21 protein-coding genes and 1 tRNA gene are annotated in these 23473 nt (G+C 66.8%); 9 read left to right on the top strand and 13 right to left on the bottom strand.

The window, feature by feature from the left end:
• The first annotated feature begins 80 nt into the window (after positions 1-80).
• From QNO06_RS11870 to QNO06_RS11860, 3 genes are all read left to right on the top strand, one after another.
• Complete coding sequence (locus QNO06_RS11870; protein ID WP_227913811.1) at positions 81-737, top strand: MBL fold metallo-hydrolase; 657 nt, start codon at positions 81-83, stop codon at positions 735-737.
• Positions 737-1603: a sulfurtransferase gene (locus QNO06_RS11865; protein ID WP_227913812.1), complete on the top strand. Its 867-nt coding sequence runs from the start codon at positions 737-739 to the stop codon at positions 1601-1603. The genes QNO06_RS11870 and QNO06_RS11865 overlap by 1 nt, the downstream gene beginning before the upstream one ends.
• 93 nt (positions 1604-1696) lie before the next feature.
• Positions 1697-2125 carry an HIT family protein gene (locus tag QNO06_RS11860; RefSeq protein WP_227913881.1) on the top strand — a complete coding sequence of 143 codons (429 nt, stop codon included), beginning with the start codon at positions 1697-1699 and terminating at the stop codon, positions 2123-2125.
• 1622 nt (positions 2126-3747) lie between these two features.
• On the opposite strand, the gene hrpA is transcribed toward QNO06_RS11860, so the two are convergent.
• On the bottom strand, positions 3748-7677 hold the full coding sequence (gene hrpA / locus QNO06_RS11855; RefSeq protein WP_227913813.1) for an ATP-dependent RNA helicase HrpA: 3930 nt from the start codon (positions 7675-7677) through the stop codon (positions 3748-3750).
• A 34-nt stretch (positions 7678-7711) separates the two neighbouring features.
• On the bottom strand, positions 7712-8689 hold the full coding sequence (locus tag QNO06_RS11850; protein ID WP_227913814.1) for a helix-turn-helix transcriptional regulator: 978 nt from the start codon (positions 8687-8689) through the stop codon (positions 7712-7714).
• 96 nt (positions 8690-8785) lie between these two features.
• Between QNO06_RS11850 and QNO06_RS11845 the strand changes: the two genes are divergently transcribed.
• Positions 8786-9382: a DinB family protein gene (locus tag QNO06_RS11845; RefSeq protein ID WP_227913815.1), complete on the top strand. Its 597-nt coding sequence runs from the start codon at positions 8786-8788 to the stop codon at positions 9380-9382.
• A 69-nt stretch (positions 9383-9451) separates the two neighbouring features.
• On the opposite strand, the gene QNO06_RS11840 is transcribed toward QNO06_RS11845, so the two are convergent.
• Complete coding sequence (locus QNO06_RS11840; protein WP_227913816.1) at positions 9452-9655, bottom strand: hypothetical protein; 204 nt, start codon at positions 9653-9655, stop codon at positions 9452-9454.
• A gap of 81 nt (positions 9656-9736) precedes the next feature.
• Between QNO06_RS11840 and QNO06_RS11835 the strand changes: the two genes are divergently transcribed.
• From QNO06_RS11835 to QNO06_RS11825, 3 genes are all read left to right on the top strand, one after another.
• A complete protein-coding gene (locus QNO06_RS11835) occupies positions 9737-10711 on the top strand; it encodes a helix-turn-helix domain-containing protein (RefSeq protein WP_227913817.1) in 975 nt (324 codons plus the stop codon).
• 180 nt (positions 10712-10891) lie between these two features.
• Positions 10892-11665 (top strand): 3-oxoacyl-ACP reductase FabG, encoded by a 774-nt coding sequence (gene fabG, locus QNO06_RS11830; RefSeq protein ID WP_227913818.1) that lies wholly within the window; start codon positions 10892-10894, stop codon positions 11663-11665.
• A gap of 2 nt (positions 11666-11667) precedes the next feature.
• The gene (locus tag QNO06_RS11825) at positions 11668-12120 is read left to right on the top strand and encodes a MaoC family dehydratase (RefSeq protein ID WP_227913819.1); all 453 of its coding nucleotides are present in this window, start codon (positions 11668-11670) and stop codon (positions 12118-12120) included.
• A 105-nt stretch (positions 12121-12225) separates the two neighbouring features.
• Here the strand turns inward: QNO06_RS11825 and QNO06_RS11820 are convergent, their stop codons facing one another.
• From QNO06_RS11820 to QNO06_RS11795, 6 genes are all read right to left on the bottom strand, one after another.
• Positions 12226-13506, bottom strand: coding sequence for an ABC transporter substrate-binding protein (locus QNO06_RS11820; protein ID WP_284162460.1), 1281 nt, complete (start codon positions 13504-13506; stop codon positions 12226-12228).
• The gene (locus QNO06_RS11815; protein WP_227913821.1) at positions 13503-14630 is read right to left on the bottom strand and encodes a branched-chain amino acid ABC transporter permease; all 1128 of its coding nucleotides are present in this window, start codon (positions 14628-14630) and stop codon (positions 13503-13505) included. The genes QNO06_RS11820 and QNO06_RS11815 overlap by 4 nt, the downstream gene beginning before the upstream one ends.
• On the bottom strand, positions 14627-15505 hold the full coding sequence (locus QNO06_RS11810) for a branched-chain amino acid ABC transporter permease (protein ID WP_227913822.1): 879 nt from the start codon (positions 15503-15505) through the stop codon (positions 14627-14629). Before QNO06_RS11810 ends, QNO06_RS11815 begins: the two co-directional genes overlap by 4 nt.
• Positions 15505-16221 carry an ABC transporter ATP-binding protein gene (locus tag QNO06_RS11805; RefSeq protein WP_227913823.1) on the bottom strand — a complete coding sequence of 239 codons (717 nt, stop codon included), beginning with the start codon at positions 16219-16221 and terminating at the stop codon, positions 15505-15507. The genes QNO06_RS11810 and QNO06_RS11805 overlap by 1 nt, the downstream gene beginning before the upstream one ends.
• Positions 16218-17003 carry an ABC transporter ATP-binding protein gene (locus tag QNO06_RS11800; RefSeq protein ID WP_227913824.1) on the bottom strand — a complete coding sequence of 262 codons (786 nt, stop codon included), beginning with the start codon at positions 17001-17003 and terminating at the stop codon, positions 16218-16220. Before QNO06_RS11800 ends, QNO06_RS11805 begins: the two co-directional genes overlap by 4 nt.
• Positions 17004-17127: 124 nt before the next feature.
• Positions 17128-17697, bottom strand: a complete 570-nt coding sequence (locus QNO06_RS11795; RefSeq protein WP_227913825.1) for a TetR/AcrR family transcriptional regulator — start codon at positions 17695-17697, stop codon at positions 17128-17130.
• 200 nt (positions 17698-17897) lie between these two features.
• On the opposite strand from QNO06_RS11795, the gene QNO06_RS11790 reads away from it, so the two are divergent.
• Complete coding sequence (locus tag QNO06_RS11790) at positions 17898-18374, top strand: DUF6176 family protein (protein WP_227913826.1); 477 nt, start codon at positions 17898-17900, stop codon at positions 18372-18374.
• Between the two features lie 97 nt (positions 18375-18471).
• On the opposite strand, the gene QNO06_RS11785 is transcribed toward QNO06_RS11790, so the two are convergent.
• A tRNA-Arg gene (locus QNO06_RS11785) sits at positions 18472-18544 on the bottom strand.
• A 392-nt stretch (positions 18545-18936) separates the two neighbouring features.
• Here QNO06_RS11785 and QNO06_RS11780 point away from each other — a divergent pair.
• Positions 18937-20430, top strand: a complete 1494-nt coding sequence (locus QNO06_RS11780) for an HNH endonuclease signature motif containing protein (protein WP_227913827.1) — start codon at positions 18937-18939, stop codon at positions 20428-20430.
• Between the two features lie 32 nt (positions 20431-20462).
• Here QNO06_RS11780 and QNO06_RS11775 read toward each other — a convergent pair whose 3' ends face one another.
• From QNO06_RS11775 to QNO06_RS11765, 3 genes are read right to left on the bottom strand one after another with little or no spacing between them, the layout of a single operon-like run.
• The gene (locus QNO06_RS11775; protein ID WP_227913828.1) at positions 20463-22013 is read right to left on the bottom strand and encodes an FAD-dependent oxidoreductase; all 1551 of its coding nucleotides are present in this window, start codon (positions 22011-22013) and stop codon (positions 20463-20465) included.
• Positions 22010-22921 (bottom strand): FAD:protein FMN transferase, encoded by a 912-nt coding sequence (locus tag QNO06_RS11770; RefSeq protein ID WP_227913829.1) that lies wholly within the window; start codon positions 22919-22921, stop codon positions 22010-22012. Before QNO06_RS11770 ends, QNO06_RS11775 begins: the two co-directional genes overlap by 4 nt.
• 9 nt (positions 22922-22930) lie before the next feature.
• Positions 22931-23413, bottom strand: a complete 483-nt coding sequence (locus QNO06_RS11765; RefSeq protein ID WP_227913830.1) for an FMN-binding protein — start codon at positions 23411-23413, stop codon at positions 22931-22933.
• Between the last annotated feature and the right edge of the window lie 60 nt (positions 23414-23473).

Here is a 23473-nt window from a genome sequence, read left to right as displayed (position 1 = left end):
GGTCGGGCGAACCCCTAGATTATCAGCCGGCCTGCGGCAGCGTCCTGCCCGCCCGCATCCCGCCGGAGTAGGGTGGCGCTATGAAAATGACGAAGTACACGCACTCCTGTGTCCGTTTCGAACAAGGCGGCAACGTCCTGGTGCTGGACCCCGGCACGTTTTCCGAGGTTGACGAGGCGCTGGACGGCGCCCACGCCATCCTGGTTACCCATGAGCACGCGGACCATCTGGACCGCACTCGGGTGTTCGCGCAAATGCAGCAGCAGCCCGGCTTGGAGCTTTTCGCCCCCCAGTCCCTGGCCGACCTGCTGCGTGCCGACGCACCTGACCTCGCCGCCCGGATCCATGAGGTGCAGCCCAACACGGCGTTCACCATTGCCGGTTTCGGCATCCAGACCTTCGGCGGCCAGCATGCCCTGATCCATCCGCTGATCCCCATGGTGGCCAACATCGGCTACCTCGTCGAAGGCAGGGTCTACCACCCCGGAGACTCCTTAGTGGTCCCGAACGGCCTGCGCCCCCGCACCGTGCTGGTGCCCGTCCACGCGCCCTGGTCCAAGCTGGGTGAGGTACTCGATTTCGTCATCGCCACCGGTGCCGAGCGGGCGTATCCCATTCACGACGCACTGCTGAATGAGACCGGGCTGGGCATGGTTGAAGGCCACGTCACCCGGTTCGGCAAGACCTACGGGACCGAGTACCGGCACCTGTCCGCCGGTGAAAGCGTGGAGCTGTAGTGGATGTCCTGATTTCCGTACCGGATCTGGCACAGGCACTGGAATCGGACCGCCCGCCGGTGCTGCTGGACGTGCGGTGGGTGCTGGGCGCCAGCGACGGGCGGGAAAAGTACCTGCAGGAACACCTGCCGGGAGCGGTCTATGTGGACATGGATACCGAACTGTCCGCACCGGCGGTCCCTGCAGAGGGCCGGCACCCGCTGCCGGATCCGGCGTCGTTCGCCGACGCCGCGCGCAGCTGGGGTCTGAATCCCGGCGACACGGTGGTGGCCTATGACGACGCCGCCGGCACGGCGGCCGCCCGCGCCTGGTGGCTGCTGCGGCACGCGGGGTGGGAGGACGTACGCCTGCTCGACGGCGGGCTGGGGGCCTGGCGGGCCGCCGGCCTGCCGCTGGAGACCGGTCCGGTCACCGTGCAGAAGGGAACTGCGGAGTTGTCCTGGGGGAACATGCCCGTGGCCGGCCTGGAGGACGTGGAAGGCCTGGCCGCGGCCGGGACCCTGATCGACGCGCGGGCGCCGGAACGCTACCGGGGCGATACCGAACCGGTGGATCCCCGCGCCGGGCACATTCCCGGCGCTGTGAACCGTCCTTCCACCGACAACCTGGCACCGGACGGCACCTTCCGCAGCCCGGCTGAACTGCGCAGCGCGTTCGAGGCACTGGGCGTACGTCCCGAGGCGCCGGTGACGGCTTACTGCGGCTCCGGCATCTTCGCCTCCCACGAAGTCGCCGCCCTGGCACAGGCAGGGATCCCCGCGGCACTGTATCCGGGATCCTGGTCGCAGTGGTCCAACACTCCCGGCGCGCCGGTGGCTACCGGATCCGAACCCGGCCGTGCTGAAGAGCCGCACGAAAAGGGGTAGCGTCGAATCATGTTTACCGGCCGACCCGTCCCGCCGCCGTTCCGGGCACCCCTGCCCGCCGTCGACCGCACGGAGCACCCTGAAGGAGAACCCATGCCCACCCTGTTCACGCGAATCATCAATGGGGAGATTCCCGGCCGTTTCGTCTGGAAGGACGACGAGGTGGTGGCGTTCCTGAGCATCGGTCCGCTCAGCGACGGCCACGTATTGGTGGTTCCGCGGCAGGAGATCAATAAGTGGACGGACGCACCGGCGGAGCTGATGCAGAAGCTCATCACCGTTGCCCGGGCCATCGGCGCTGCACAGGTGGAGGTGTTCGGTTCCGAGCGGGCCGGGCTGACCGTTGCCGGGTTCGAGGTGGACCACCTGCACCTGCACGTCTGGCCGGCCAACTCGATGGAGGACTTCGACTTCAGCCGGGCCGAGTCCAACCCGGATCCGGAGCGAATGGAGGCCAACGCCCAGAAGCTGCGCCAGGGACTCCGGAACGCAGGCTACGGGGAGTTCGTTCCCGAGGCCTAACCTGGCACCGGTTCAAATGCAGCCTCCGGCACGGTCCGGTTCGTTTCCCCGAAACGAACCGGACCGTTTTCGGTTTCAGACTCTTGAATCCGGTCCCTGTATCACAATTAACGGAATCACTGTTTTACCGGAACAGGTATTGAATTCAGGTATTTAATTACTGTGGTCAGTCTGTAATCACTCATCAAAGATGGCGCCTGCTGGCGTTTATCGGATGAGTGAGAAGGACAATGCGGAACCTCGAAAACGAAGAACTCAGGACAACGAACGGAATGCGCAACAAGCGGCGCCGGGGATACAGAACAGCCTTGGTGACCGGTATTGCCGTCATGGCCGGCTGGTTCATTGCGATGGGTGGACCGGCCGTCGCAGACCCCGGCGAAACCGTGGTGGTCCCTGAACTACAGCTGGTTGACCCAGATTATGACCAGACTATTGAGCGCGGGCTTTACCTCTATCGGAAAGTCGATCCGGACGGTATTGCGGACTGGGGTAATTCAGGCCCGCAAACCCTCCTGGACTCGCAACCGGGCTATGGGACGTTTTCGGGCGTATGGGACTTACTGCCCCCTGGGATCTGCGGGCAGGATTGGGCGCTTGCTGAGTACAACATTCAGCATGTCGCCCCCTTTACCTGGCCGGAGACAATCACTTACCCGAATTTCCCGGCCGTTGACCTCCTGGATGTCTGGAACGAAAGCCTCAATAACATATGGGTAATTCCGGACTGTGAGCCTACGGTTGAACCGACGGTTCCGCCAACGGTTGAGCCGACGGTTCCGCCAACGGTTGAGCCGACTGGGCCGCCTACGGATGAGCCGACTGGGCCGCCTACGGATGAGCCGACTGGGCCGCCTACGGATGGTCCGACGGTTCCGCCGACGGATGGTCCGACGGTTCCGCCGACGGATGAGCCGACGGTTCCGCCAACGGACAGTCCTACTGATCCGCCTACGGGAGAGCCCACAGACCCGCCCCAGGTTTGCCCGGCGCTGCCGCCGTCAGATACCCCGGATGAACCGTCGGATCCGCCGACGGGTACTCCCACGGCCCATCCGACGGATTCGCCGACGGGTACTCCCACGGCCCATCCGACGGCCTCGCCGACCGGCACTCCGACGGCCTCGCCTACGGCCTCGCCTACGGGGACTCCCACGTCGCACCCGACGGCCTCGCCGACCGGCACTCCGACGGACTCGCCGACCGGCACTCCGACGGACGCCCCGTCGGGTCCGGCATCGGATCAGCCTTCCGGTAGCCCGTCGGCGGGTACGCCCGGTCTGCCTGGCGACACCACGCTGCCGGAGTTGCCGGTCACTGCACCTCTGGCTCCGCCCGCCGGCGCCGGCAATGGCATACCGCCAAGAGTCACGCCCACCACCACAGGCCAGGGTGCTGCGACTCCCGGTTCAGGGGTGCGTATCCAGGCAAATCCTGCCCAGCGCGTTCCTGAATCCGGACTTGCCTCTACCGGTGCAGAAGGCATGTGGGTCACGGGAACCGCGTTACTCGTCCTAGCCGCCGGGTCGGTGTTGCTGCTGTCAGCACGCCGCAGGGAGAGCTAGCACGAAGCAACTGGCTCCGTTGGGGCACCCGGCCGGTGAATCGGCCGGGCGGGTGCCTCAGGCCGGAGCCAGCGCCGAGTTCAGTGCGGTCCGGATCCGTTTCTCCGAAACGGTCCGGGCCGTGCCCAGTTCCTGGGCAAAGAAGCTGATCCGCAGTTCCTCGATCATCCAGCGCACCTCGGCAAGTTCCGGGGGAGTGCCGCGGCCGGGCGCCAGCGCCGCCACGGCGTCGTCGTACTCATCCTCCAGACGCTGGACCACTGCCATGGACAGCCCGTCGCGCTGCACGTTGCCGGGCAGCTTCTCCAGGCGCCGCTCAATGCCGGCCAGATAGCGGGGCAGGTGCATCAGCTGGGCGTAGCCCGTTCGGGCCACGAACCCCGGATACACCAGGGCGTCCAGCTGTGCCCGGATGTCGTTCAGGGCGCTGATCAGGGACAGCGAAGTGGTGCCCTTGAGCGCCTTCGTGATCCGCCTGGTGCTGGCGAGGATCTTCTCCACAATGGCGGTGACGGTAAAGACGGTGTCGATCAGTTCAGCCCGAACGGTTTCATAAAGTGCATCGAATTCCGCGCGGGTCCAGGGCAGCACCTCCGGGGTGAGCTTGTCCACTGCGGCCAGCGTGCAGTCCTCGATCAGCGCAGCCACACTGCCGTGCGGATTTTGGCTGAAGGTCAGCTTCTCGGTGTTGCTCAGGTGCTCCAGTACGTATTTAGCCGGGCTGGGTACCCGCAGCACCAGCAGCCGGATGACTCCGGCGCGCATTGCCGTGCGCTGTTCACCCGGGCTCTGGAAGATCCGCACGCCGGCCGTGCTGCCTTCATCCACCAGCGCCGGATAACCGGTCACGGTGTGGCCGGCCACCAGCCGCTGGACCTGCTTCTCCAGGGTGCCGATGCTCCACTCGGTCAGTCCGGTCCGCTCCGCCACGGAGGAGGAGGAACCGCTGCCGTTCGCAGTAGCTGGGGCCTTGCCGTTGGACCCGTTGGACCCGTTGGACCCGTTGGACCCCTTGGCGCCCTTGGGTCCGCGCGGCTGAACGGTCGACGGCGTGGCGCCCAGTGACTCGGCAATGGCGCGCCGGGTGGCCGGGGCCAGGGCCTCCTGCAGTGCCGCAAGGTCCTTGCCTTCGTCCAGCACGCGTCCGGCGGAATCCACCACGGTGAAGGTCATCCGCAGATGCGCCGGCACCGCGTCCCAGTTCCAGGAACCGGGCGGAATGATGGAGCCCTTGAGCCGGCGCAGCACCAGTTCCAGGGACGGCTCCAGCTCATCAGAGGCAGGGTCGAAGTCCGCGGCCAGCGCAGCGGCAGCCGAGCGGGCGACGTCGGGCGCAGGAACGAAGTTCTTCCGCACCGCCTTGGGCAGGGACTTGATCAGGGCGGTGATGAGTTCGGCGCGCAGCCCCGGGATCTGCCACGCGAAGGGTCCGGGCGTGAGCTGGTTCAGGAACAGGACCGGCACTTCCACCGTGACACCGTCGTTGGCGCCGGGCACGCCGGGCGTGAACTCGTAGGTCAGCGGCAGCTCGAAGGAACCGTAGAAGAAGGACTTGGGGAAGTCGTTCTCGTCCAGCCCCTCGGCGTTGTCGGTGCGCAGGGCGTCCGGGTCAAAGTCCAGCAGGGCGGGGTTCTCGTGCCGGGCGGACTTCCACCACTTGTCGAAATGCCGCTCGGAGACGACGTCGGCGCCCACGCGCTCGTCGTAGAACTCGAAGAGGGTCTCGTCATCCACGCGCAGGCCGCGGCGGCGGACCCGGTTCTCCAGTTCCTCCACTTCGGCCAGCAAGGCCTGGTTGCGGTGGAAGAACTTGTGGTGCGTGCGCCAGTCGCCCTCCACCAGGGCGTGGCGGATGAACATCTCGCGGGAGAGCACCGGATCGATCCGGCCGTAGTTGATGCTTCGCTGGGGCACCACGGGAACGCCGTACAGGGTGACCTTCTCATAGGCCATTACCGCGCCGCGGCTCTTGGACCAGTGCGGCTCGCTGTAGGTGCGCTTGACCAGGTGCGGCGCCACTTCCTCGGCCCAGAGCGGATCAAACGACGCCGCCACCCGCGCCCACAGCCGGGAGGTCTCCACCAGTTCGGCCGCCATCACCCAGTCCGGGGACTTCTTGAACAGGGCCGAACCGGGGAACACCGCGAAGCGGGTACCCCGGGCGCCGGCGTATTCGCGCTTGCGCTGGTCATAGAGGCCGATGTGGCTGAGCAGCCCGGCCAGCAGCGACATATGGATTTCCTTATGCCGGCCCACCGGGTCCACCGGGTCCGGGGACAGGGTGATGCCCAGCGGCTTGGCCAGCTGGCGCAGCTGCGCAAACAGGTCCTGCCATTCGCGGATGCGCAGGAAGTTCAGGAACTCGTTCTTGCACAGCCGCCGGAAGGCGGAGGAGGACAGCTCCTTCTGCTTTTCCTGGACGTAGCGCCACAGGTTCAGGTAGCCGGTGAAGTCCGATTTCTCGTCTACGAACCGCTTGTGCATTTCCGCGGCCTTCTGGGCGCGGGCCGGATCGTCCTTGGAGGGCCGCTCGCGCGGATCCTGGATGGTCAGGGCGGCGGTCAGGACCATGAGTTCCTTGGCGCAGCCGCGCTGGCCCGCTTCAACGATCATCCGGCCCAGCCGCGGATCCACCGGCAGCTGGGAGAGCTTGCGGCCCACCGGGGTGATGCCGCCCTTGGGATGCAGGGCACCGAGTTCGCGCAGCAGCACCGCGCCGTCGTTGACGGCCTTGGAATCCGGCGGCTGGACGAACGGGAAGTCGGATACATCCTTGGGGCCCTTGGCCACGCCCATGGCGGCCATCTGCAGGATGACGGCGGCGAGGTTGGTGCGCAGGATTTCCGGGTCGGTGAACTCGGGCCGGGACTCGAAGTCCTCCTGCGAGTACAGGCGGATGGCGATGCCGTCCGAAACACGGCCGCAGCGCCCGGAGCGCTGGTTCGCCGAGGCCTGGGAGATGCGTTCGATGGGCAGCCGCTGGACCTTGGTGCGGTGCGAGTAGCGCGAAATGCGGGCGGTGCCGGTGTCCACCACGTATTTGATGCCCGGCACGGTCAAGGACGTCTCGGCGACGTTGGTGGCCAGCACGATCCGGCGGTTGCGGCCGGGGGAGAAGACCTTGTGCTGCTCGGCCAGGGAGAGGCGGGCGTACAGCGGCAGGATCTCGGTGTTCGCCAGCCGGGGGTTGCGTGCCACCGAGGAACGCAGGGCGTCGGCGGCGTCGCGGATTTCGCGCTCGCCGGAGAAGAACACGAGGACGTCGCCGGGCGCTTCGCGGGAAAGTTCGTCCACTGCGTCGCACACCGCGTCCACCGGGTCGCGGTCCTCTTCGAGTTCGTCTTCGGGGCCGTCGTCGTCGCTGCCGCCGTCCGCGGGCTGGTTCAGCGGACGGTAGCGGATTTCCACCGGGAAGGTGCGGCCCGACACTTCGATGATGGGCGCCGGCTTGCCGTCCAGGGCGAAGTGCTCCGCGAAGCGCTGCGGATCAATGGTGGCCGAGGTGATGATCACCTTCAGGTCCGGGCGTTCGGGCAGCAGCCGGCGCAGGTAGCCGAGGATGAAGTCGATGTTGAGGCTGCGCTCGTGCGCCTCGTCAATGATGATGGTGCTGTACTTCTTCAGCTTCGGATCGTGCTGGATTTCGGCCAGCAGGATACCGTCGGTCATCAGCTTGACCTTGGTCTTGCGGCTGGTCTCGCCGGTAAACCGGACCTGGAAGCCCACTTCGTCGCCGATTTCGACGTCGAGCTCGGACGCGATGCGCTCGGCCACGGTTCGCGCGGCAAGGCGGCGCGGCTGGGTGTGGCCGATCAGGCCCTTTTCCGCCAGTCCCAGTTCCAGGCACATCTTGGGGATCTGGGTGGTTTTACCGGACCCGGTTTCACCGGCAATAACGGTGACTTGGTTGGCCGCGATGGCAGCCATGATGTCTTCGCGGCGCTCCGAAACGGGCAGCTGGGCGGGGTAGGAAATTGTCAGTGCCATGTTGCCACCAGTCTAGTGGCTTGGCTCGGGCCGCTTAGGGAGATTCCGCCGTGGGCGGGATTTCGACGGCGTGCTGCAGCAGGGCGACGGCGCGGCGGGCACGCTCGCGCATCTCGGGCGGCTCGAGGATCTCGAAAGGCACACCCCAGGCCGTGAGGTTGATCAACGGCAGGTCCAGTGAATCCCAGCCGCCGCGCAGGATGGTGTGCCCCGGCCCGTCCGCGCTGAGGTTGGCGACATCCGGCGGCACGCGTTCGGCGACCATGGCCAGCGGTGCGGCCAGGCGCACCACCACGGTGTAGCGGTACGGGTTGCGGGTAATGGATTCCTGCACGTAGGCGGCAAGGTCCCGGGCCGGCAGTGGACGGGGCGTAAAGCGTTCCCGCTGGGCCGGCGTGCTGTCGCAGCGGTCCACCCGGAAGGTCCGCCAGTCGCAGCGCTCCAGGTCCCAGGCCACGGCATACCAGCGCCGCCCGGTGCTGACCAGCCGGTAGGGCTCCACCATGCGGCGGGCGGATCCGCCGTCGGCGCCGGTGTACCGGAAGGAAACAACCCGGTGCTCGGTGATCCCGGCGGAAAAAGCGGTAAGGATGCCGGGGTCCACCCCGCCGGGCGGCCCGGACAGGGTGGAGACCGATTGGCGCAGCGCGGAGAACTTGGGCCGCAGGCGGCCGGGCAGCACATGCTCCAGCTTCGCCAGTGCCCGAACGGAGGCTTCGCCGATGCCGGTCACGGGTCCGGTGGCCACCGCCGTCAGCCCGAGGGCGACGGCGAGCGCTTCGTCGTCGTCGAGCAGCAGCGGGGGCAGCTGTGCGCCGGCTCCCAGCTGGTAGCCGCCGGCGATACCCGGGGATGCCGAAATGGGATAGCCCAGCGTGCGCAGCTTGCCGATGTCCCTGCGCACGGTGCGTTCGGTGATGGACAGCCTCTCCGCCAGGGCGGACCCGGTCCATTCGCGGCGCAGCTGCAGCAGGGACAGCAGTTGCAGCAGCCGTGCTGAGGTTTCCAACATGGACATCAAGCTACGCCGAATTCAGGTCAAAAGCTGTCCTGATCTGTTTCTAGGCTGGGAAAACTTCCGTACGAATCCCCAAGGAAAGGCGCAGCCATGACGCAGGACCAGCAGCAGGAGAACCGAGTGGAACAGCAACGCGTGCCGGCGGCCGAGCTGGCCGGGCAGCTCGCGTGGCACTGGGAGAACCAGGCCCGCCCCCGGCTTGCCGGCCTCACTGACGCCGAGTACTTCTGGGAACCGGTGCCCGGATGCTGGAACGTGCGCCCGCGCGGTACCAGCATGGCTCCGGTGCAGGGCGGGAGCGGAGACTTCACCATGGACTTTGCCTTTCCCGAGCCGGAGCCGGCGCCGGTCACCACCATCGCCTGGCGGGTGGCGCATCTGCTCGTCGCTGTCCTGGGCATGCGGAACGCCGCCCATTTCGGCGGCCGGCCGGTGAGCTATGAGGACTTCGACTATCCCGGTACCGCTCAGGAGGCCCTCGAACTGCTGGACGGGTACTACGCAGCCTGGATTACCGCGGTGTCGGCGCTCAGCCCCGGGGAGCTGGCCGCTCCGGCCGGTGAGGCGGAGGGCCGCTGGGCGCAGGAGCCGATGTCCGCGCTGGTGCTGCACATCAACCGGGAGATGATCCACCACCTGGCCGAGATTGCGCTGCTGCGGGACCTGTACGCCAACGGCCTGCGCTGACCAACCGAATCGGCTGCTCCCGGACATGCCGCGGGTGCGGCGGCTACCCGGCGCCGCTGCTGCGGCACCCTAGTGCCGATGACCGTACAGCTGCTGGTAGCCGCGCACGGCATCGAAGCCGGACGCCGGCGGCACATCATCGCTGCCCTCCGTGGTGAGCGGGGGAAGGTGCCCGGTTCCGTCGGTGCGCACGGCACGGACTGTCGCAGTGAGGAGCGCGGCAAATCCCGCCGCCAGGAGGAACACAATGACCAATGCTGACAAAAATTCCATACCCCCAGCCTGCGGCGGTCCTCCCGGAAAAATAAGTGGCAGAAAGGACCATTAGCGTGAAGAAACTGCCATACTGGCCGCATGCTGAAAGCGGTGGCGGTGATCGTGCTGGACGGACTGGCGGTGTTCGAGCTCGGGGTGCTGGCCGAGGTCTTCGGCATCGACCGGACGGAGCGGCCCGGAGGTGTGCCCGCCTTTGACTTCACCGTGTGCACGCCGGTGCCGGGACCGGTCCGCACCAAGGCCGGATTCAGCATGAACGTTGAGCACGGCTTGGAGGCCGCGGACCGGGCGGACCTGGTGGTGATGGCACCCTCCGAGGGGACCGGAAACCGTGTGCCGGAATCCGTGACGGCGGCGCTCCGGGCTGCCCATGAGCGCGGTGCATGGGTGATGAGCGTTTGCTCCGCCGCCTTCGTGCTGGCCGAAGCCGGGCTCCTGGACGGCCGCAGGGCCACCACGCACTGGATGTACTCGCGTGCACTCGCGGAACGGTTTCCGCAGTGTGAGGTGGATGAGGACGTGCTCTACGTCCAGGACGGAAACATCCTCACCAGTGCCGGGACCGCGGCGGCCATCGACGCCGCCCTGCACCTGGTGCGGGGAGAGCTGGGGGCAGGCGTCGCCGCCGCCATCGCGCGGGACATGGTGGTCCCGCCGCACCGCGACGGCGGCCAGGTCCAGTTCATCGCCCGGCAGGTTCCGGCCGCGGCCTGCGAGACACTCGAAGAGATGCTGGTCTGGATGGGAGAAAACCTGGGCCAGGAGCACACAGTGAAGGACCTGGCAGCCCGGGCCAGCATGTCCGAGCGGACTTTCGCACGCCGGTTCAAGGCCGAGACCGGTTCCACGCCGGCCGCCTGGCTCACCCGCCAGCGGGTGCTGCGGGCCCAGGAACTGCTGGAGGATACAGACCTGGGCATTGATGAAGTGGCCAGGGCCACCGGTTTTGGACAGGCCGAGCTGCTGCGCCACCATTTCCGCCGCGGACTGGGCGTCAGCCCCGCAGCCTACCGCCGGACCTTCCGGGGCCGGAGTGCTGCGGCGGCCGGGTAAGGCCTGCCATTGCGCAGCGCAGCTCTATCCGCCGCGGCGCGGCGCCGCCAGGCTGCGGACCACCATTGCGTTGCATACCGGCTGGTCGGTATTGTCGGCCCCACATTGCCACACCCGCACATTGCCACACCCGCCACGCCGGTCCGCGCACTGAGGCACGGACGGCAACCAAGGAGAGCCATGTCTGAAACACCAGTAAGCTCCACCCGACGTGTAGCCGTAGTTACCGGTGCCGGCCGGGGAATCGGCGCAGCCGTTGCCGCCCGGCTGGCCGCGGACGGCCATGCCGTAGCGGTCATCGACCTCCGGGAGGAAGACACCGCGCGGACCGTCGAAGCCATCCGCCACGCCGGGGGAGAAGCCCTCGGCATCGGCGCGGACGTGTCCGATGCCGCCGCCGTCGAACAGGCCGTGGCCCGGATCGCCGCGGAACTGGGCCCGTCCACCATCCTGGTGAACAACGCCGGCATCCTGCGCGACAACCTGCTGTTCAAGATGAGCGAGACGGACTGGGACGCCGTTATGGGGGTGCACCTGCGCGGCGCGTTCCTGATGAGCCGCGCGGTGCAGGCCCACCAGGTGACGGAGGAGTGGGGACGGATCATCAACCTCTCCTCCACCTCCGCCCTCGGCAACCGGGGCCAGGCCAACTATGCCGCCGCCAAAGCCGGCATCCAGGGCTTCACCAAGACGCTGGCCATCGAGCTCGGCCGCTACGGCGTCACCGTGAACGCGATTGCCCCCGGATTCATCGAAACCGACATGACCAGGGCGACGGCGGAGCGCGTGGGGGTGCCGTTCGAGGACTTCATGGCGCACGCCGCCAAGGAGATACCGGTGGGCCGGGCAGGTACCCCGGAGGACATAGCTGCTGCCGCGTCGTTCTTCGCCCGTGCGGAAGCCTCCTTCGTCTCCGGCCAGGTGCTGTACGTCGCCGGCGGACCCAAGGACTAGCGGTGGCACACTTCGGATCCGTTGCGGAGCTGTCCGCTGCAGAGGGACACATGGAAACCAGCGACTGGATCACCATCGACCAGGAACGCATCAATATGTTTGCCGATGCCACGGATGACCACCAGTGGATCCATGTGGATCCCGAGCGAGCCGCCGATGGCCCCTTCGGCAGCACCATTGCCCACGGCTACCTCAGCCTGGCCCTGCTGCCGGCGCTCGCCTCCGGCCGGTTCCGGGTGGACGGCATGGTGATGGGCGTGAACTACGGCCTGGACAGGGTCCGTTTCCCGCACCCGGTGCCGGTGGGCAGCCGGGTGCGGGCACGCTCCGAAATTGCCTCGGTGGAGCAGGTGGACCGTGGCGTGCGGGTGAAACTGCTGGTGACCGTGGAGATTGAGGGCGTGGACAAGCCGGCCGCAGTGGCCGAGTCGATCTCGCTCTACGTGCTCGAGTAAGAAAGCGTGCTGGAGTAAGAAAGCGTGCTGGAGTAACCACAAAGGAGGGCCCGTTTGCGAACGGGCCCTCCTTTGTTTCGGGTTTAGGCGGGATGCCCGGCGGGCCTAGTCCGGCAGCCCGTTGGCGGGCATAGCGCTGCGTTCCCCGGTGTATTCCTGGACGTCGTCGCCGTCGACCGTGTACGCGGTGCCGAAGTAGGACTGCACCCCGTTATCCACCCGGGTCAGCATGGCTCCGGTGTAGCCGCGGTGGCTGTCCCCGCTGAAGCCCAGGGGCACCAGGCCGTTGCCGGTGACATTGCCGGATTCCAGTGCCTCAAGCAGGGATTCGCGGGTGGGATTCTCTCCGGCCTCCTTCAGGGCTTCCACGAACAGGTAACCGATGGACATTCCGAAGACGGTGTTCCCGTCGAAGGCGGCGCCGGCGTTGTACTCCTCGTTGATTTCCCGGAACTTCTTGATCCAGTCATCCTCGGTTTCCGAATAGGCGGGAAGGTAGTTGGCGCTGACGAACCCCTGCAGCAGCTTGTTCGTGTTTTCACCCAGATAGCCGGACAGGGTGTTGTAGTCTCCTCCGGCAGAGGAGGCCATCCACTGCGGGAAGTAGCCCAGCTTGGCAGCGGTTCCCACGGCCTGGGCGCTGAAGCCGTTGATCGTGGCCATGAAATTGACCTCGCAGCCGGCTTCCTTCATGGCGCTGATCTGGGCGGCAATGTCGGTATTGGCCGTGGAATAGACCTGGGCAGAGGCCAGCCCGTCGGAACCCAGCACCGCTTCCAGGCCGGCTTTGAACTCGTCGCCGAAGTCATCGTCCTGGCCGAAGAAGCAATAGGTCTTGTCCGGGAACTCCTCCTGGGCATAGGTGGCCAGGATCCGGGACTCGGTGGGGTAGTCCACCATGAAGCCGTAGGTGTAGGGGTACTCGTCGGGCTGGTCCCAGGTGGGGGAACCGGAAGCGACAAAGAGGTCCGGCACCTCGTTGTCGTTGACGAAGTCCAGGACGGCGCTGTGCGGCGGCGTGCCCAGTCCGCCCACCAGGGCAAACACCTCGTCCTGGAGCACCATTTCCCGCACCGCGGACTGCGTGTTGGCCGGGTTGTAGCCGTCATCTTTCGCGATGTATTCGATGGTCCGGCCGTTGACGCCGCCGTTGTCGTTCACATAGTCGAAGTAGGCCTGGGTGGCCGGGGAGATGGTGGAATAGCCGGCAGCCGCGGGGCCGGTCAGCGGCTGATGGGTGCCCACCGTGACGGTGGTGTCCGTGATGCCGGGAACGTCTTCGGCAGCCGGGTCGGAGCCTTCCTCAGGCGAAGCACATGAGGATAGACCAAGGGCTGCTGCTGCCAGGACGGCGGCACCTATGCGGAGCGGGGAACGAGTCATCATTGACCTTTCTGGGTTGCGGGTTGCTCCGCCGGCTGGTGCCGGATCGGAAGAGGCGGGGAGGCCGGACGCGGGGCGGACGCAGGCGCCGCGGACCGGACGGGGGATGCGGAATGTTTGAAACCGGTCCGGTGCCAAAGCTTCACAAGCAGGCCCTGGATGCCCTGCGGAGCGAGCAGCACCACCAGAACCAGGACGAGCCCGAAGATGGCTACGGAGAGATTGCCGTCCAGGCGCTGCGCCAAATCCGTGGGCAGTGCCAACCGCGAGGTGGCCGTGCCGATCAGGTGGGGCAGGGCCACCAGGAGCACCGCACCCCAGACCGCTCCGGTGAGCGAGCCGATGCCGCCGACCACGGCGGCCATCAACAGGAACAGTGAGAACACCAGCGAGTAGGCTCCGGGGCTGGCGCTTTGCGTGGTGTAGGCCAGCAGGCCGCCGCCCATGCCCGCCGCAGCCGAGCTGATCACAAAGGCAGCCACCTTGGTGCGGGCCGGGTTGATCCCGGCCAGCGCAGCTGCCACGGGGTTGTCCCGCACGGCACGCAGTTCACGGCCGAAGCGCCCGCGGAGCAGGTTGGCCAGCACCGCCATGACCGCCACGGCGCAGACGACGGCGAGCCAGGCCTGCCAGGCCTCCGTGGACACGGTCCCGCGCAGGGCTGCCGGACGCTTCTGAACCGTGACCCACAGTCCCTGGTCTCCGCCCAGCACGGAGGAAAACGTGCTGGTTACTGCGGGCAGCGCGACCACCAAAGCCATGGTGAAACCGGCCAGATAGGGCCCGTGCAGCCGCCCGGCGGCCAAGCCGATCACCAGGCCCAGGACACCTGCACCGGCCACGGCCGCGACCAGCGGCACGACGAGCAGCAGCGGACCCTCCACCCCGGCGTCGTCCAGCGCATTGGCGGTCAGCGCGTAAGTGTAGGCACCGGCGGCCATCAGGGCCGCCTGGCCGAGGGAGAGCTGCCCGCCGGCTCCGGTCAGCAGGGTCAGCCCGGCGATCCCGCACAGGTAGGCGCACGCCGTCGCCAGCTGGTAGGAGGTGAAGGACGGGATGATGAACGTCAGGCCGATTAGGAAGACGGCCGCGGCGGCGGCAACGAAGTAACGCAGAAGGACGCTCATACGGTTCGCTCCTTGGTCATTGCGAAAATGCCGCCGGGCCGGACAAGCAGTACGGCCAGCAGCAGGACCAGGACGGCGACGGGGGCCAGGGTGGCGCCCAGGTAGCCGCTTACCCAGCTGAGCAGGACACCCACGGCCAGTCCGCCGATGACGGCGCCGGCGGGCGAATCCAGTCCGCCGATGACGGCCACGGTGAAGGCGTACACAAAAACCGTGTCGGCCGCGTGCGGGTTCAATCCCAGTTCGGTAGGGATTACCAGCAGTGCGGCGAGCGCACCCAGGGCCGAGGACAGAGCCCACCCGAGGGTGAGCATCCGGGATGTCCGCACCCCCAGCAGCCGGGCGAGGTCCGGCGCAAAGGCTGAAGCACGCAGCCGCAGCCCCAGAGGTGTTTTGGTGAAGAGCAGCACCAGGGCTCCCACCAGCAGGGCAATGCAGGCGAACACGAACAGGTCGTAGGAGGAGACCGCGGTGATGCCGAAGATTTCCACGGGGTTGGAACTGAACGGCGTTGTCATGGTCCGGTAGCTGTTGCCGAAGACCATGCCCAGGACCGCCTGGATCACCAGCAGCAGTCCCAGCCCGGCGATGACCGGGTTCAAGGGCGAGGAGTTACCCACGAAGCGCATGACGCCGCGTTCCACCAGGGCTCCGATGAGGAAACCGGCAGCGAGCGCCGCCGCCAGGCCGGCCCAGTAGTTGCCGGTCAGCGCGGTGACGGTGAAGGCGATGTATGTGGCGGCCACTGCCATGGCGCCCTGGGCAAAGTTCACGATCCGCGCCGCTCGCCAGATGAGGACCAGGGAGAGGGCAAAGGCCGCCAGGACAGCACCCCGTGCCAGTCCGTCGAAGGTGAGGAAAAGGAATCTGTCCATTAGAACCCCAGATAGGTGTGGCGGAGGCCGGTGTCGGCGGCCAGCTCGGCTGCGGGCCGTGCTGCGACGATTCGGCCCAGGTTGAGGATGATGCCGTGGTCCGCGACGGCCAGGGCGCTGCGGACGTTCTGTTCAATCAGGAGTACGGTCAGCCCGGTGTCGTCCCGGAGGCTGCGGAGCATGCCCAGGATCTGGGCGGTTACCTTCGGCGCCAACCCGAGGGACGGTTCATCCAGCAGCAGCAGCGATGGTGCGGCCATCAGTGCCCGGCCGAGGGCAAGCATCTGGCGCTCGCCGCCGGAGAGCTGGTGCCCGGGGGCTTTCCGGCGGCGGGCCAGGGGCTCGAACAGTGTGTACATCTCCGCCAGGACAGCGGCTGCCGCCTTGCGGTCGCGCCGCCACAGCCCGCCCAGGCGCAGGTTCTCATCCACCGTGAGTTCGGTAATCACGCCGCGGCCTTCGGGAACGAGCGCTACTCCCTGCCGCACCATGGCCTCCACCGGGACGCGGGTGAGGTCTTTGCCGCCCAGCCGGATGCTGCCGGCCCACGGCCGCAGCTGGCCGGTGACGGTCCGCAGCAGCGTGGTTTTTCCTGCGCCGTTGGCTCCCACCACCGCGGTGATGGAACCCTCTTCCACCGTGAGCCCGACGTCGTGCAGGACCCGGACGGCGCCGTAGCCGGCATTCACGCCCTCCAGGACCAGTCCGCCGCTCATGCGACGTCCACCCCCAGATAGGCATCGGCGACAGCAGGGTCCGCACCGATTTCTGCCGGTGTTCCTTCTGCGATCAGCCTGCCGAAGTCCAGCACCGCGATCCGGTCGCAGACGTCCATCACCAGGTCAACGTGGTGTTCCACGAGCACCACCGAGCAGCCGTTGCCCGGCATGGTGCGGATCAGCGACGCGAGTTCCTCGATGTCTTCGTGGGCCAGCCCGCCGGCGGGTTCATCCAGCAGCAGCAGCCGCGGTTCGCTCACCAGCGCCCGGGCCAGGGCCACCTTCTTCCGGATGCCGTAGGGCAGGGTGTCCGGCAGCGCTGCACAATAGCCGGCGACGTCGAGGGCAGCGAGCGCGGCCAGCGCACGGTCCCTGAATTGATCCTCCTGCCGGACGGCGCCGGGCAGGGCCAGCAGGTCCGCTCCGCGGCGGGATTCAGCAGCGAGTCCCGCCATCACGTTCTGCAGCACGGTCAGCCCCGGGAACAGGCCCAAACCCTGCAGGGTGCGTGCCACGCCGTGGCGGGTAAGCCGGTGCGGACGGGGGTGGAAATCCCGGCCGTCCAGAGCCAGGCTGCCCCCGGTTGGCGGGAAAACTCCGCAGATGACATTGAAGAGGGTGGTTTTGCCGGCACCGTTGGGTCCCATCACCCCCACGACCGCGCCGGCCGGAATATCCAGGGACACCGAGTCCAGGGCGGACAGGCCGCCGAACCGGACGGTGATCCCGTTGAGCTGCAGACGCGGCGGTTCCGACCGGTCGGTATGTTGCTCCTGCATGAGTACTCCATCGTCTCTGCTCTTACCTTGCGTGCTGTGGTGGCGCGTGTGTTGCGGTAGGGAAGGAGGTGCGGTGGTGCTGGAGGTGCTGGAGGTGCAGTGGTGCTGGTGGTGCTGGCTTCGGCTACTTTGCCTGCAGGCCCGCCAGGTAAAGGTCGGTCAGTTGGGCTGCTGCCGTTTCGCGGCTGATGGCCCCGCCGGGGGAGTACCAGTAGGAGAGGTAGTGCGGATCTGAGAAAAAGTTTGCTGCGAGTACCGGAATGGGGATGTCGGTGCGGAACACTCCATCCTCCTGGCCTCGGACCAGGATGCGGGTGAAGGCCTTGTTGAACTCGCGCCGCCGCCGCTGCACCTCTTCCAATCGGTCTTCGCTCAGCATGTGCTGCGAACGGAAGAAGACTGTCCCCTCCCGGATCCAGTCAATGGAGGTCCGAATCAGGTCCTCGCACACCAGCCGCAGGGTTTCCGCAGCGGGCAGCCCCCGCCCGATGATCTCGGTCAGGTGCTCGTGCTGCAGGGTCAGGATGCGGTCGTAAATGTCGAAGAGCAGGTCATCCTTGGAATTGAAGTAGTGATACAGCGCCCCCTTGGTTACTCCTGCAGCGTCCACAATCTGCTGGACGCTGGTTTTGGCGTAGCCCTGCCGCGCGAAGAGCTCCACGGAGGTCCGTGCCAACTCTTCTTTGATGTTCATGGTTTTCATTGCAGCGGGTCCGGGTTTCTCGCGGGTATTCGGGGTCCGGCGGCGGAGAGTTCAGAACCGACCGGTTGGTATGTGCGAACACCATAACCCGGGAAGGTCTGCAGAGCGCAAGGTTTTTGGCGGAATTGTTTTGCGCGGCCCGCATGATTCCGGTTTCGGGAAAACGCTGGTGCCGGCCTTACAGTGGCGGCATGCAGGAACAGAACTACGCTCCTATCCCGTTTCAGCCTGCCGGTCCGGACTTTCCGGGTTGGCCCATGCCGGCGTCGGTCCCGCCGGGAATGCGGATGGAACTGAGCCGCGCGAAACTGCTGGACGGGCGGGAATCGTCCTTCGATGACTGGATGGCCATGCTCCACGAGCGGTATGAGGAGTGTCTCGCCACCTTGGACCGGGAACTCATGGCTGTTGAGGCGACGTTCCTCAACCAGGAGGCTGACGGGTCGTGGTGGATGTACCACTTCCAAATGATGGGGGAGGCAAGCCCCGGACTTGTTCCAGACAACCCGCTGGACCAGGCGCATCTCGAGTTCGGGAAGAAAACCAAGCATCAGGGCTGGGAAGAGCTGCAGCCGCGTTTTTTCCTGGCTCCGCCTGCGGTGCGGGCCGCCGTCGAGCAGGCGGGTATCCCGCTGTCCGATGCGCAGCCGGGAGAAAGCATCGATTAGCGCATCGGGGCGTGCGATCGGGACGTGGCGCAAGAGGGGTGCAAAGCAAAAGAACCCCGCAGCATGGAGCTGCGGGGTTCTTCCGTGTGTCTCAAAGTGCCCTCGATAGGATTCGAACCTACGGCCTGTTGCTCCGGAGGCAACCGCTCTATCCCCTGAGCTACGAGGGCAAGGACACCGGTAAACCGGACGTCCTGTGGGACTCAAGAAGCTTAGCAGGTTTCGGCCGGTGCGGGAAAACCCTGCCGGATCCGCACGGATTCGCGGGATCCCATGCTCGGGAATTGAACGCTGTTGGTTGGGAGCGCAGATGCATATCGGCGGTTTCCCGGACGTACGTAGTGGCGCTGTAAAGACGGGTATTTGAAGTGCTTCAACGTGTCCGTTTCGGCCGGTTTTTGCCCGGAAATGTCAGTGCCGGATGAAAGCCTTAAGCATGGACCAGATCGGGAATGCCCGGCCGGTAACCGGACAGAAAACTGAACAAACAGGAACTGGACACCGGGCCGCTGAAGACGGGGCTGATACCGGGGACGGTCCCGGTCAGAAGTGCTCACTAGCGGTGTTTCGAGCGGCCTCGGGCGCCGGCACTGACGACGGCGGCGCGGGTGGGCGTTCCTGCGGAACCGGCACTGATTTTCCGGATGGTTTCAGCGGAACCCTGGCTCTGCAGAACCTCGAATCCTTTGACGACCAAGCCACCGGGGAAGTCCTGGTCCGGGTCGCGCACCTGATCGCGTGGGCGCAGGCGCAGCAGGCCCGGGCGTTGAACCGGATGGAAACCCTCTTCCGGGAGGATTATGCCGGCGCGACCGGCCGGGTGGAACCCGGGATGGCGTTCACACTGGCGGCAGCGGAGTGTGCCGCCCTCCTGCAGATACCGCACGGCACCGCCCAGCGGCTGATGTTCGAAGCCGGCCTCCTCACGGACACCCACACCGCCACGCTGGAAGCGCTGCAGGACGGGAGCCTCGGTTACAGGCATGCTCAGGTACTTCTGGACCAGTGCGAAACTGTTCCTGCCGCCGAGCTGCCTAAGTTTGAAGCAAACCTGTTGAAAGCCGCAGAGGGACGAACCAGCGCCCAGTTCGCCGCCAAAGCCCGCCGGCTGCGCGAGACCAAGTACCCGCAGACCATTCCGCTGAAGCATCAAAGTGCGTTCGAGAAGCGCCGGGTGAATTTGCACCGGGAAGAAGACGGGATGTCCTGCCTGTCCGCGCATCTGCGTGCCGCCGAAGCCCAGCAGATCTACACAGCCCTGAGCACTGCAGCCCGGGGTGAGCAGAGTGATGGGGATACACGGACCGCGGACCAACTTCGTGCCGACATCCTGGCCCAGCTGCTTATGGGTGGCCCCGGTTCACCGCGTACTGGTGCTGCCCCAGAGCGCACCCCAGTGCGGTCTGACCGTGCGGGCGGCGGCGGGAAAGCCGCCGACATTGGCCCGAGCCGTGAATCACGCGGGGCTGGCAGTGCACCTGGAGGTGCCGACTCTGATGACTATGACGCCGAGTCTTTTGGCATCCTCCCCCGGGCGGAAATCATGGTCCTGATCAACGCCGAAACACTGTTTGGAGCCAATGAAGACCCGGCCGAGCTGCATGGCTACGGCCCGATCAGCGCCGAAGCAGCCCGCAGGCTGTCCCGCCACGCCACCCGCTGGACCGGACTCGTCCAGGACCCGGACACCGGGGAAATCCTCGGCGTGGGCAGGCGCCGGAAAGTCCCCGCCGGACTGGCCCGATGGCTACGTGCCAGGGACGGAACCTGCCGGTTCCCCGGCTGCCGGGTCAGCACCGCGGTCACGGAAATCGACCACACCACCGACTGGGCGGACGGAGGCCCTACGGACCATGGCAACCTCGCCCATTTATGCCGGCGGCATCACCGGTTCAAAACCCTGGGATTCTGGAAGGCCCGGCAACCGGAACCGGGAGTGATGGAATGGACCTCACCCACGGGACGGGTCTACCGAACCGAACCCTTCCTGGAACTGGCTCGTGTCCGACCCGAGCCGGGACAGGCGTCCACCCTGGTGACACCGCCACCTTTTTAACCAGGGAATGGACACCGGGGGAACGCCCGGGACTAGTACCCCAGGAACGGATCGGTCCGGATTCGCCGCCCTCCCGCGCTGCGGACCGCCTTGCGGGCGGCCGCCACAGCCCGGGGCGAACCCGAAACGTACACCGCCCGGGAGGCGATATCGGGAACTTCCTGCCGCAGCACTGCGGCGTCCGGAAGGCCGGCACCAAGCCATGTCCACTCCGGGATTTCGGGATCAGCCGGGGTGCACACCAGCACCCGGATCCCGAATTCCCGCAGCTCGTCAGCGTAGGCCAGTTCGGCAGCATCGGACGCGGCATAAACCAGGACAATGTCCCTTGCCGTCTGCGCCCGTGCCGTTCCGCCATGTCCTTCGCCGCGTACCGCGCGCAACTGGCTGATAAACGGCGTAATGCCGATACCGGAAGCAATCATCAGTACGGGCTTGGCCGGATCCCGGGGCAGCAGGAAGTCTCCGGCCACGGCTGTCGCCGTCACTTCTGCGCCGGGACGCATTTTCATCAGCGCAGTCTTGAAGCTGCTGCCGGCCTCTGCCGCCACCCGCAGCCCCACAGCCACCGTGCCTGGTTCGTCCGGTGCCGTGGTGATGCTGAAGATCCGCCGCGACCCGCGGGAATCGGGCTCGAAGTGCTTGACCGCGAGCTCCAGGTATTGGCCGGCACGGAACCGGACCGGACGGGACGGTTCGAACACGACTTCACGGGCGGTCGGGGTGAGCTCCCGCGTGGCCTGCAGGCGCAGCCGCACGGCGCCGCGCTGTCCCAGCACAAAGGCGAGCGCGTTGCCCACCAGCAGGGCCAGTTCGGGGGACATGGCGACGGGGCCCAAGGACAGCGGCACGGCAAAAAGGACGCCGACGACGACGCCCTCCGCCAGCCGCTGAGCGCGCAGCGGGGGCAGGGTCAGCGGTTCGGTAAGCATAAAACCGGCCAGGAAGACCAGCGGATAAGAGCCGGCGACCGTGACCAGGGCATCGGCGGCAGATTCTCCGTTTGCCATAAACCGGAACACAAGGACCACCACGGCGGTCAGCGCAAACACTCCGGCCATCGGCAGCAGACGGTTCCGGTACAGGACCAGCAGGGAGGCAGGCAGCACGGCTACCAGCATCCACGGGGTGGCCACCCACCAGGCCGCACCTCCCAATCCGGTCAGGGCAACCACAAACGCGCCGGCCGCTGCCGGGTTGAAGATGTGCCGGCGCCGGACGGCCAGCACGTATTTGGACGCAGTCGCTGCAGCACCGGCAAGGGCCACTGTGCCCAACTCCGCGCCCCCGGTGCCCGGCCAGAACAGGAAGTACAGCAGCAGTCCGGTGATCAGCGAGGAATCCGTCAGCGGACGGGTGCGCAACAGCAGCCCGGCCACCCTGCTGGTGACCAGGGTGGACGCTACGGCGGTCAGCAGCGTGGCCCCCAGCTCAGCCGGAGTATAAAAGAGCACCCCGGCAAAGGAGAGCACAAAAGACCAGGCAACACAGGCCAGCAGCAACCAAACGGTGAGCCGGTACATGGTCCAGCGGCCCAGAAAGGTGTTCAGGGTGCGCGGGGCAGCCGGTGCGTTGACGCTCATGGGAACAGGACTCCAGCCATTGCAGGGGAATAGTCGGCCCGGCCGTCGGTAAACATCCGGACATAGTCAAAGTCGAACACGGCCGCGAGGGTCTGCGGATCGGCGAAAAACAGGGCAGTGGCCAGCCCGTCGGCGGTCATGGCGTCTGCGGCTACGGCCCAGGTGGCTGCCACTGCGTCCACGGGAGCGCCGGTCCGCGCGTCCAGGACATGGTGCAGGCCTTCGCCCCATCGGCGGCGGTTGACTGCGGATGCGCACAGCGCCCGGTCGGCCAGGGTCAGCACGCCGATGGCCCGCGCCGGGTCATACGGATGTTCCAGGGCCACCCGGAGCGGCTCGGCACCGGCGTGGCGAAGGTCCGAGCCTGCGTCCACCACATAACGGCGGACGCCGGCGGACTCCAGCACGCCGCAGACCAGGTCCACCAGCTGCCCCTTTCCGGCGGCACCAATATCGAATGTCACCGGAGCGGAAGTGCGCACCGTCACGCCCGCCCCGGAACCGCCCGCCCCGGAACCGCCCGCCCCGGAACCGCCCTGAGCCTCGGTCCAGGACACGGTTTCCGCCCACGCCGCTGCCGGCAGGGACGGTCCCCAGACACGGAAGCTGTACGCGGCGTCGTACCCCAAAACCTCCAGGGAACGCCCGACGAGGGGATTCACTGCGCCGTCGGTGAGCCGGTTCAGGGCGTCGAAAAGACGCAGCAGCCCGGCAGCGGACCCGGGCAGCTCAAAACTGCCGGCACCGTCGGCCATCCGCGCCACCGTGGAGTCGCTGCGGAAGCGGGACCAGGTCCGGTCATAGTCCTGGACCAGCTCCGCAACGGCAGCCTGCACGGAGGCTTCCAGGGGATCCGGCGTGGACAGCGTCCACGCCGTGCCGATCGCCTGGAAGCCCACGGTATGCATCGGCGGTACCTAGGATCCCGCCACGGAGCGGATCGCATCCAGTGCGCGGTTGAAGCCTTCACTGGTCAGCGAGGATCCGGCCACCTTGTGCACATCGAGCTCATCAATGTTCTTGCCCACCACCTGCTCCTGCACGTTGGAGGTGAATTCGCGCTGGTACTGCTTGGAGGTGGGATTCTTCTGTGAAGTCTTCACTTCCAGTTCGGTCACCACATTGTTTTCCAGCCGCAGCGTCACATCCACGTCTTCGGAGGTGCCCGACGGCGGGATGTAGCTTCCGGTGCCGGAATACTCGCCGTCCGCGTAAGCGCCGGAAGCGGACGCATCCGCCGTGGCGGCGGGGGACGGGGCAGCGGACTGGCTGGCGGACGGGCTGGCCGGTGCTTCGGCAGCGTCCGCGCTTTCACTGTCTTCGCCCGCTGCGCATCCGGCGGCAGAGAGCAGGGACAGGCTGGCGGCGGCACACAACAGGGACTTGCTCGCTCGGTTCACGGTTCTCCTCGTTATTGGGGTTCCGGGGATTAGGGGAAGACTGCCAGGCCACGGCTGCAA

It is taken from the genome of Arthrobacter sp. zg-Y20 (genome assembly GCF_030142075.1).
In the GTDB taxonomy this organism is placed as follows: Bacteria; Actinomycetota; Actinomycetes; order Actinomycetales; family Micrococcaceae; genus Arthrobacter_B.
Note: the sequence above shows the minus strand (reverse complement) of the source record. Positions and strands in the feature narration are given on the sequence as shown.

What these genes read in the sequence shown, in the direction of transcription:
- QNO06_RS11870 (WP_227913811.1), top strand. Translation starts at nt 81, where the DNA reads ATGAAAATGACGAAGTACACGCACTCCTGTGTCCGTTTCGAACAAGGC.
- QNO06_RS11860 (WP_227913881.1), top strand. Translation starts at nt 1,697, where the DNA reads ATGCCCACCCTGTTCACGCGAATCATCAATGGGGAGATTCCCGGCCGT.
- hrpA (WP_227913813.1), bottom strand. Translation starts at nt 7,677, where the DNA reads ATGGCACTGACAATTTCCTACCCCGCCCAGCTGCCCGTTTCGGAGCGC.
- QNO06_RS11850 (WP_227913814.1), bottom strand. Translation starts at nt 8,689, where the DNA reads ATGTTGGAAACCTCAGCACGGCTGCTGCAACTGCTGTCCCTGCTGCAG.
- QNO06_RS11845 (WP_227913815.1), top strand. Translation starts at nt 8,786, where the DNA reads ATGACGCAGGACCAGCAGCAGGAGAACCGAGTGGAACAGCAACGCGTG.
- QNO06_RS11840 (WP_227913816.1), bottom strand. Translation starts at nt 9,655, where the DNA reads ATGGAATTTTTGTCAGCATTGGTCATTGTGTTCCTCCTGGCGGCGGGA.
- QNO06_RS11835 (WP_227913817.1), top strand. Translation starts at nt 9,737, where the DNA reads ATGCTGAAAGCGGTGGCGGTGATCGTGCTGGACGGACTGGCGGTGTTC.
- fabG (WP_227913818.1), top strand. Translation starts at nt 10,892, where the DNA reads ATGTCTGAAACACCAGTAAGCTCCACCCGACGTGTAGCCGTAGTTACC.
- QNO06_RS11820 (WP_284162460.1), bottom strand. Translation starts at nt 13,506, where the DNA reads ATGATGACTCGTTCCCCGCTCCGCATAGGTGCCGCCGTCCTGGCAGCA.
- QNO06_RS11815 (WP_227913821.1), bottom strand. Translation starts at nt 14,630, where the DNA reads ATGAGCGTCCTTCTGCGTTACTTCGTTGCCGCCGCCGCGGCCGTCTTC.
- QNO06_RS11810 (WP_227913822.1), bottom strand. Translation starts at nt 15,505, where the DNA reads ATGGACAGATTCCTTTTCCTCACCTTCGACGGACTGGCACGGGGTGCT.
- QNO06_RS11805 (WP_227913823.1), bottom strand. Translation starts at nt 16,221, where the DNA reads ATGAGCGGCGGACTGGTCCTGGAGGGCGTGAATGCCGGCTACGGCGCC.
- QNO06_RS11800 (WP_227913824.1), bottom strand. Translation starts at nt 17,003, where the DNA reads ATGCAGGAGCAACATACCGACCGGTCGGAACCGCCGCGTCTGCAGCTC.
- QNO06_RS11795 (WP_227913825.1), bottom strand. Translation starts at nt 17,697, where the DNA reads ATGAACATCAAAGAAGAGTTGGCACGGACCTCCGTGGAGCTCTTCGCG.
- QNO06_RS11790 (WP_227913826.1), top strand. Translation starts at nt 17,898, where the DNA reads ATGCAGGAACAGAACTACGCTCCTATCCCGTTTCAGCCTGCCGGTCCG.
- QNO06_RS11775 (WP_227913828.1), bottom strand. Translation starts at nt 22,013, where the DNA reads ATGAGCGTCAACGCACCGGCTGCCCCGCGCACCCTGAACACCTTTCTG.
- QNO06_RS11770 (WP_227913829.1), bottom strand. Translation starts at nt 22,921, where the DNA reads ATGCATACCGTGGGCTTCCAGGCGATCGGCACGGCGTGGACGCTGTCC.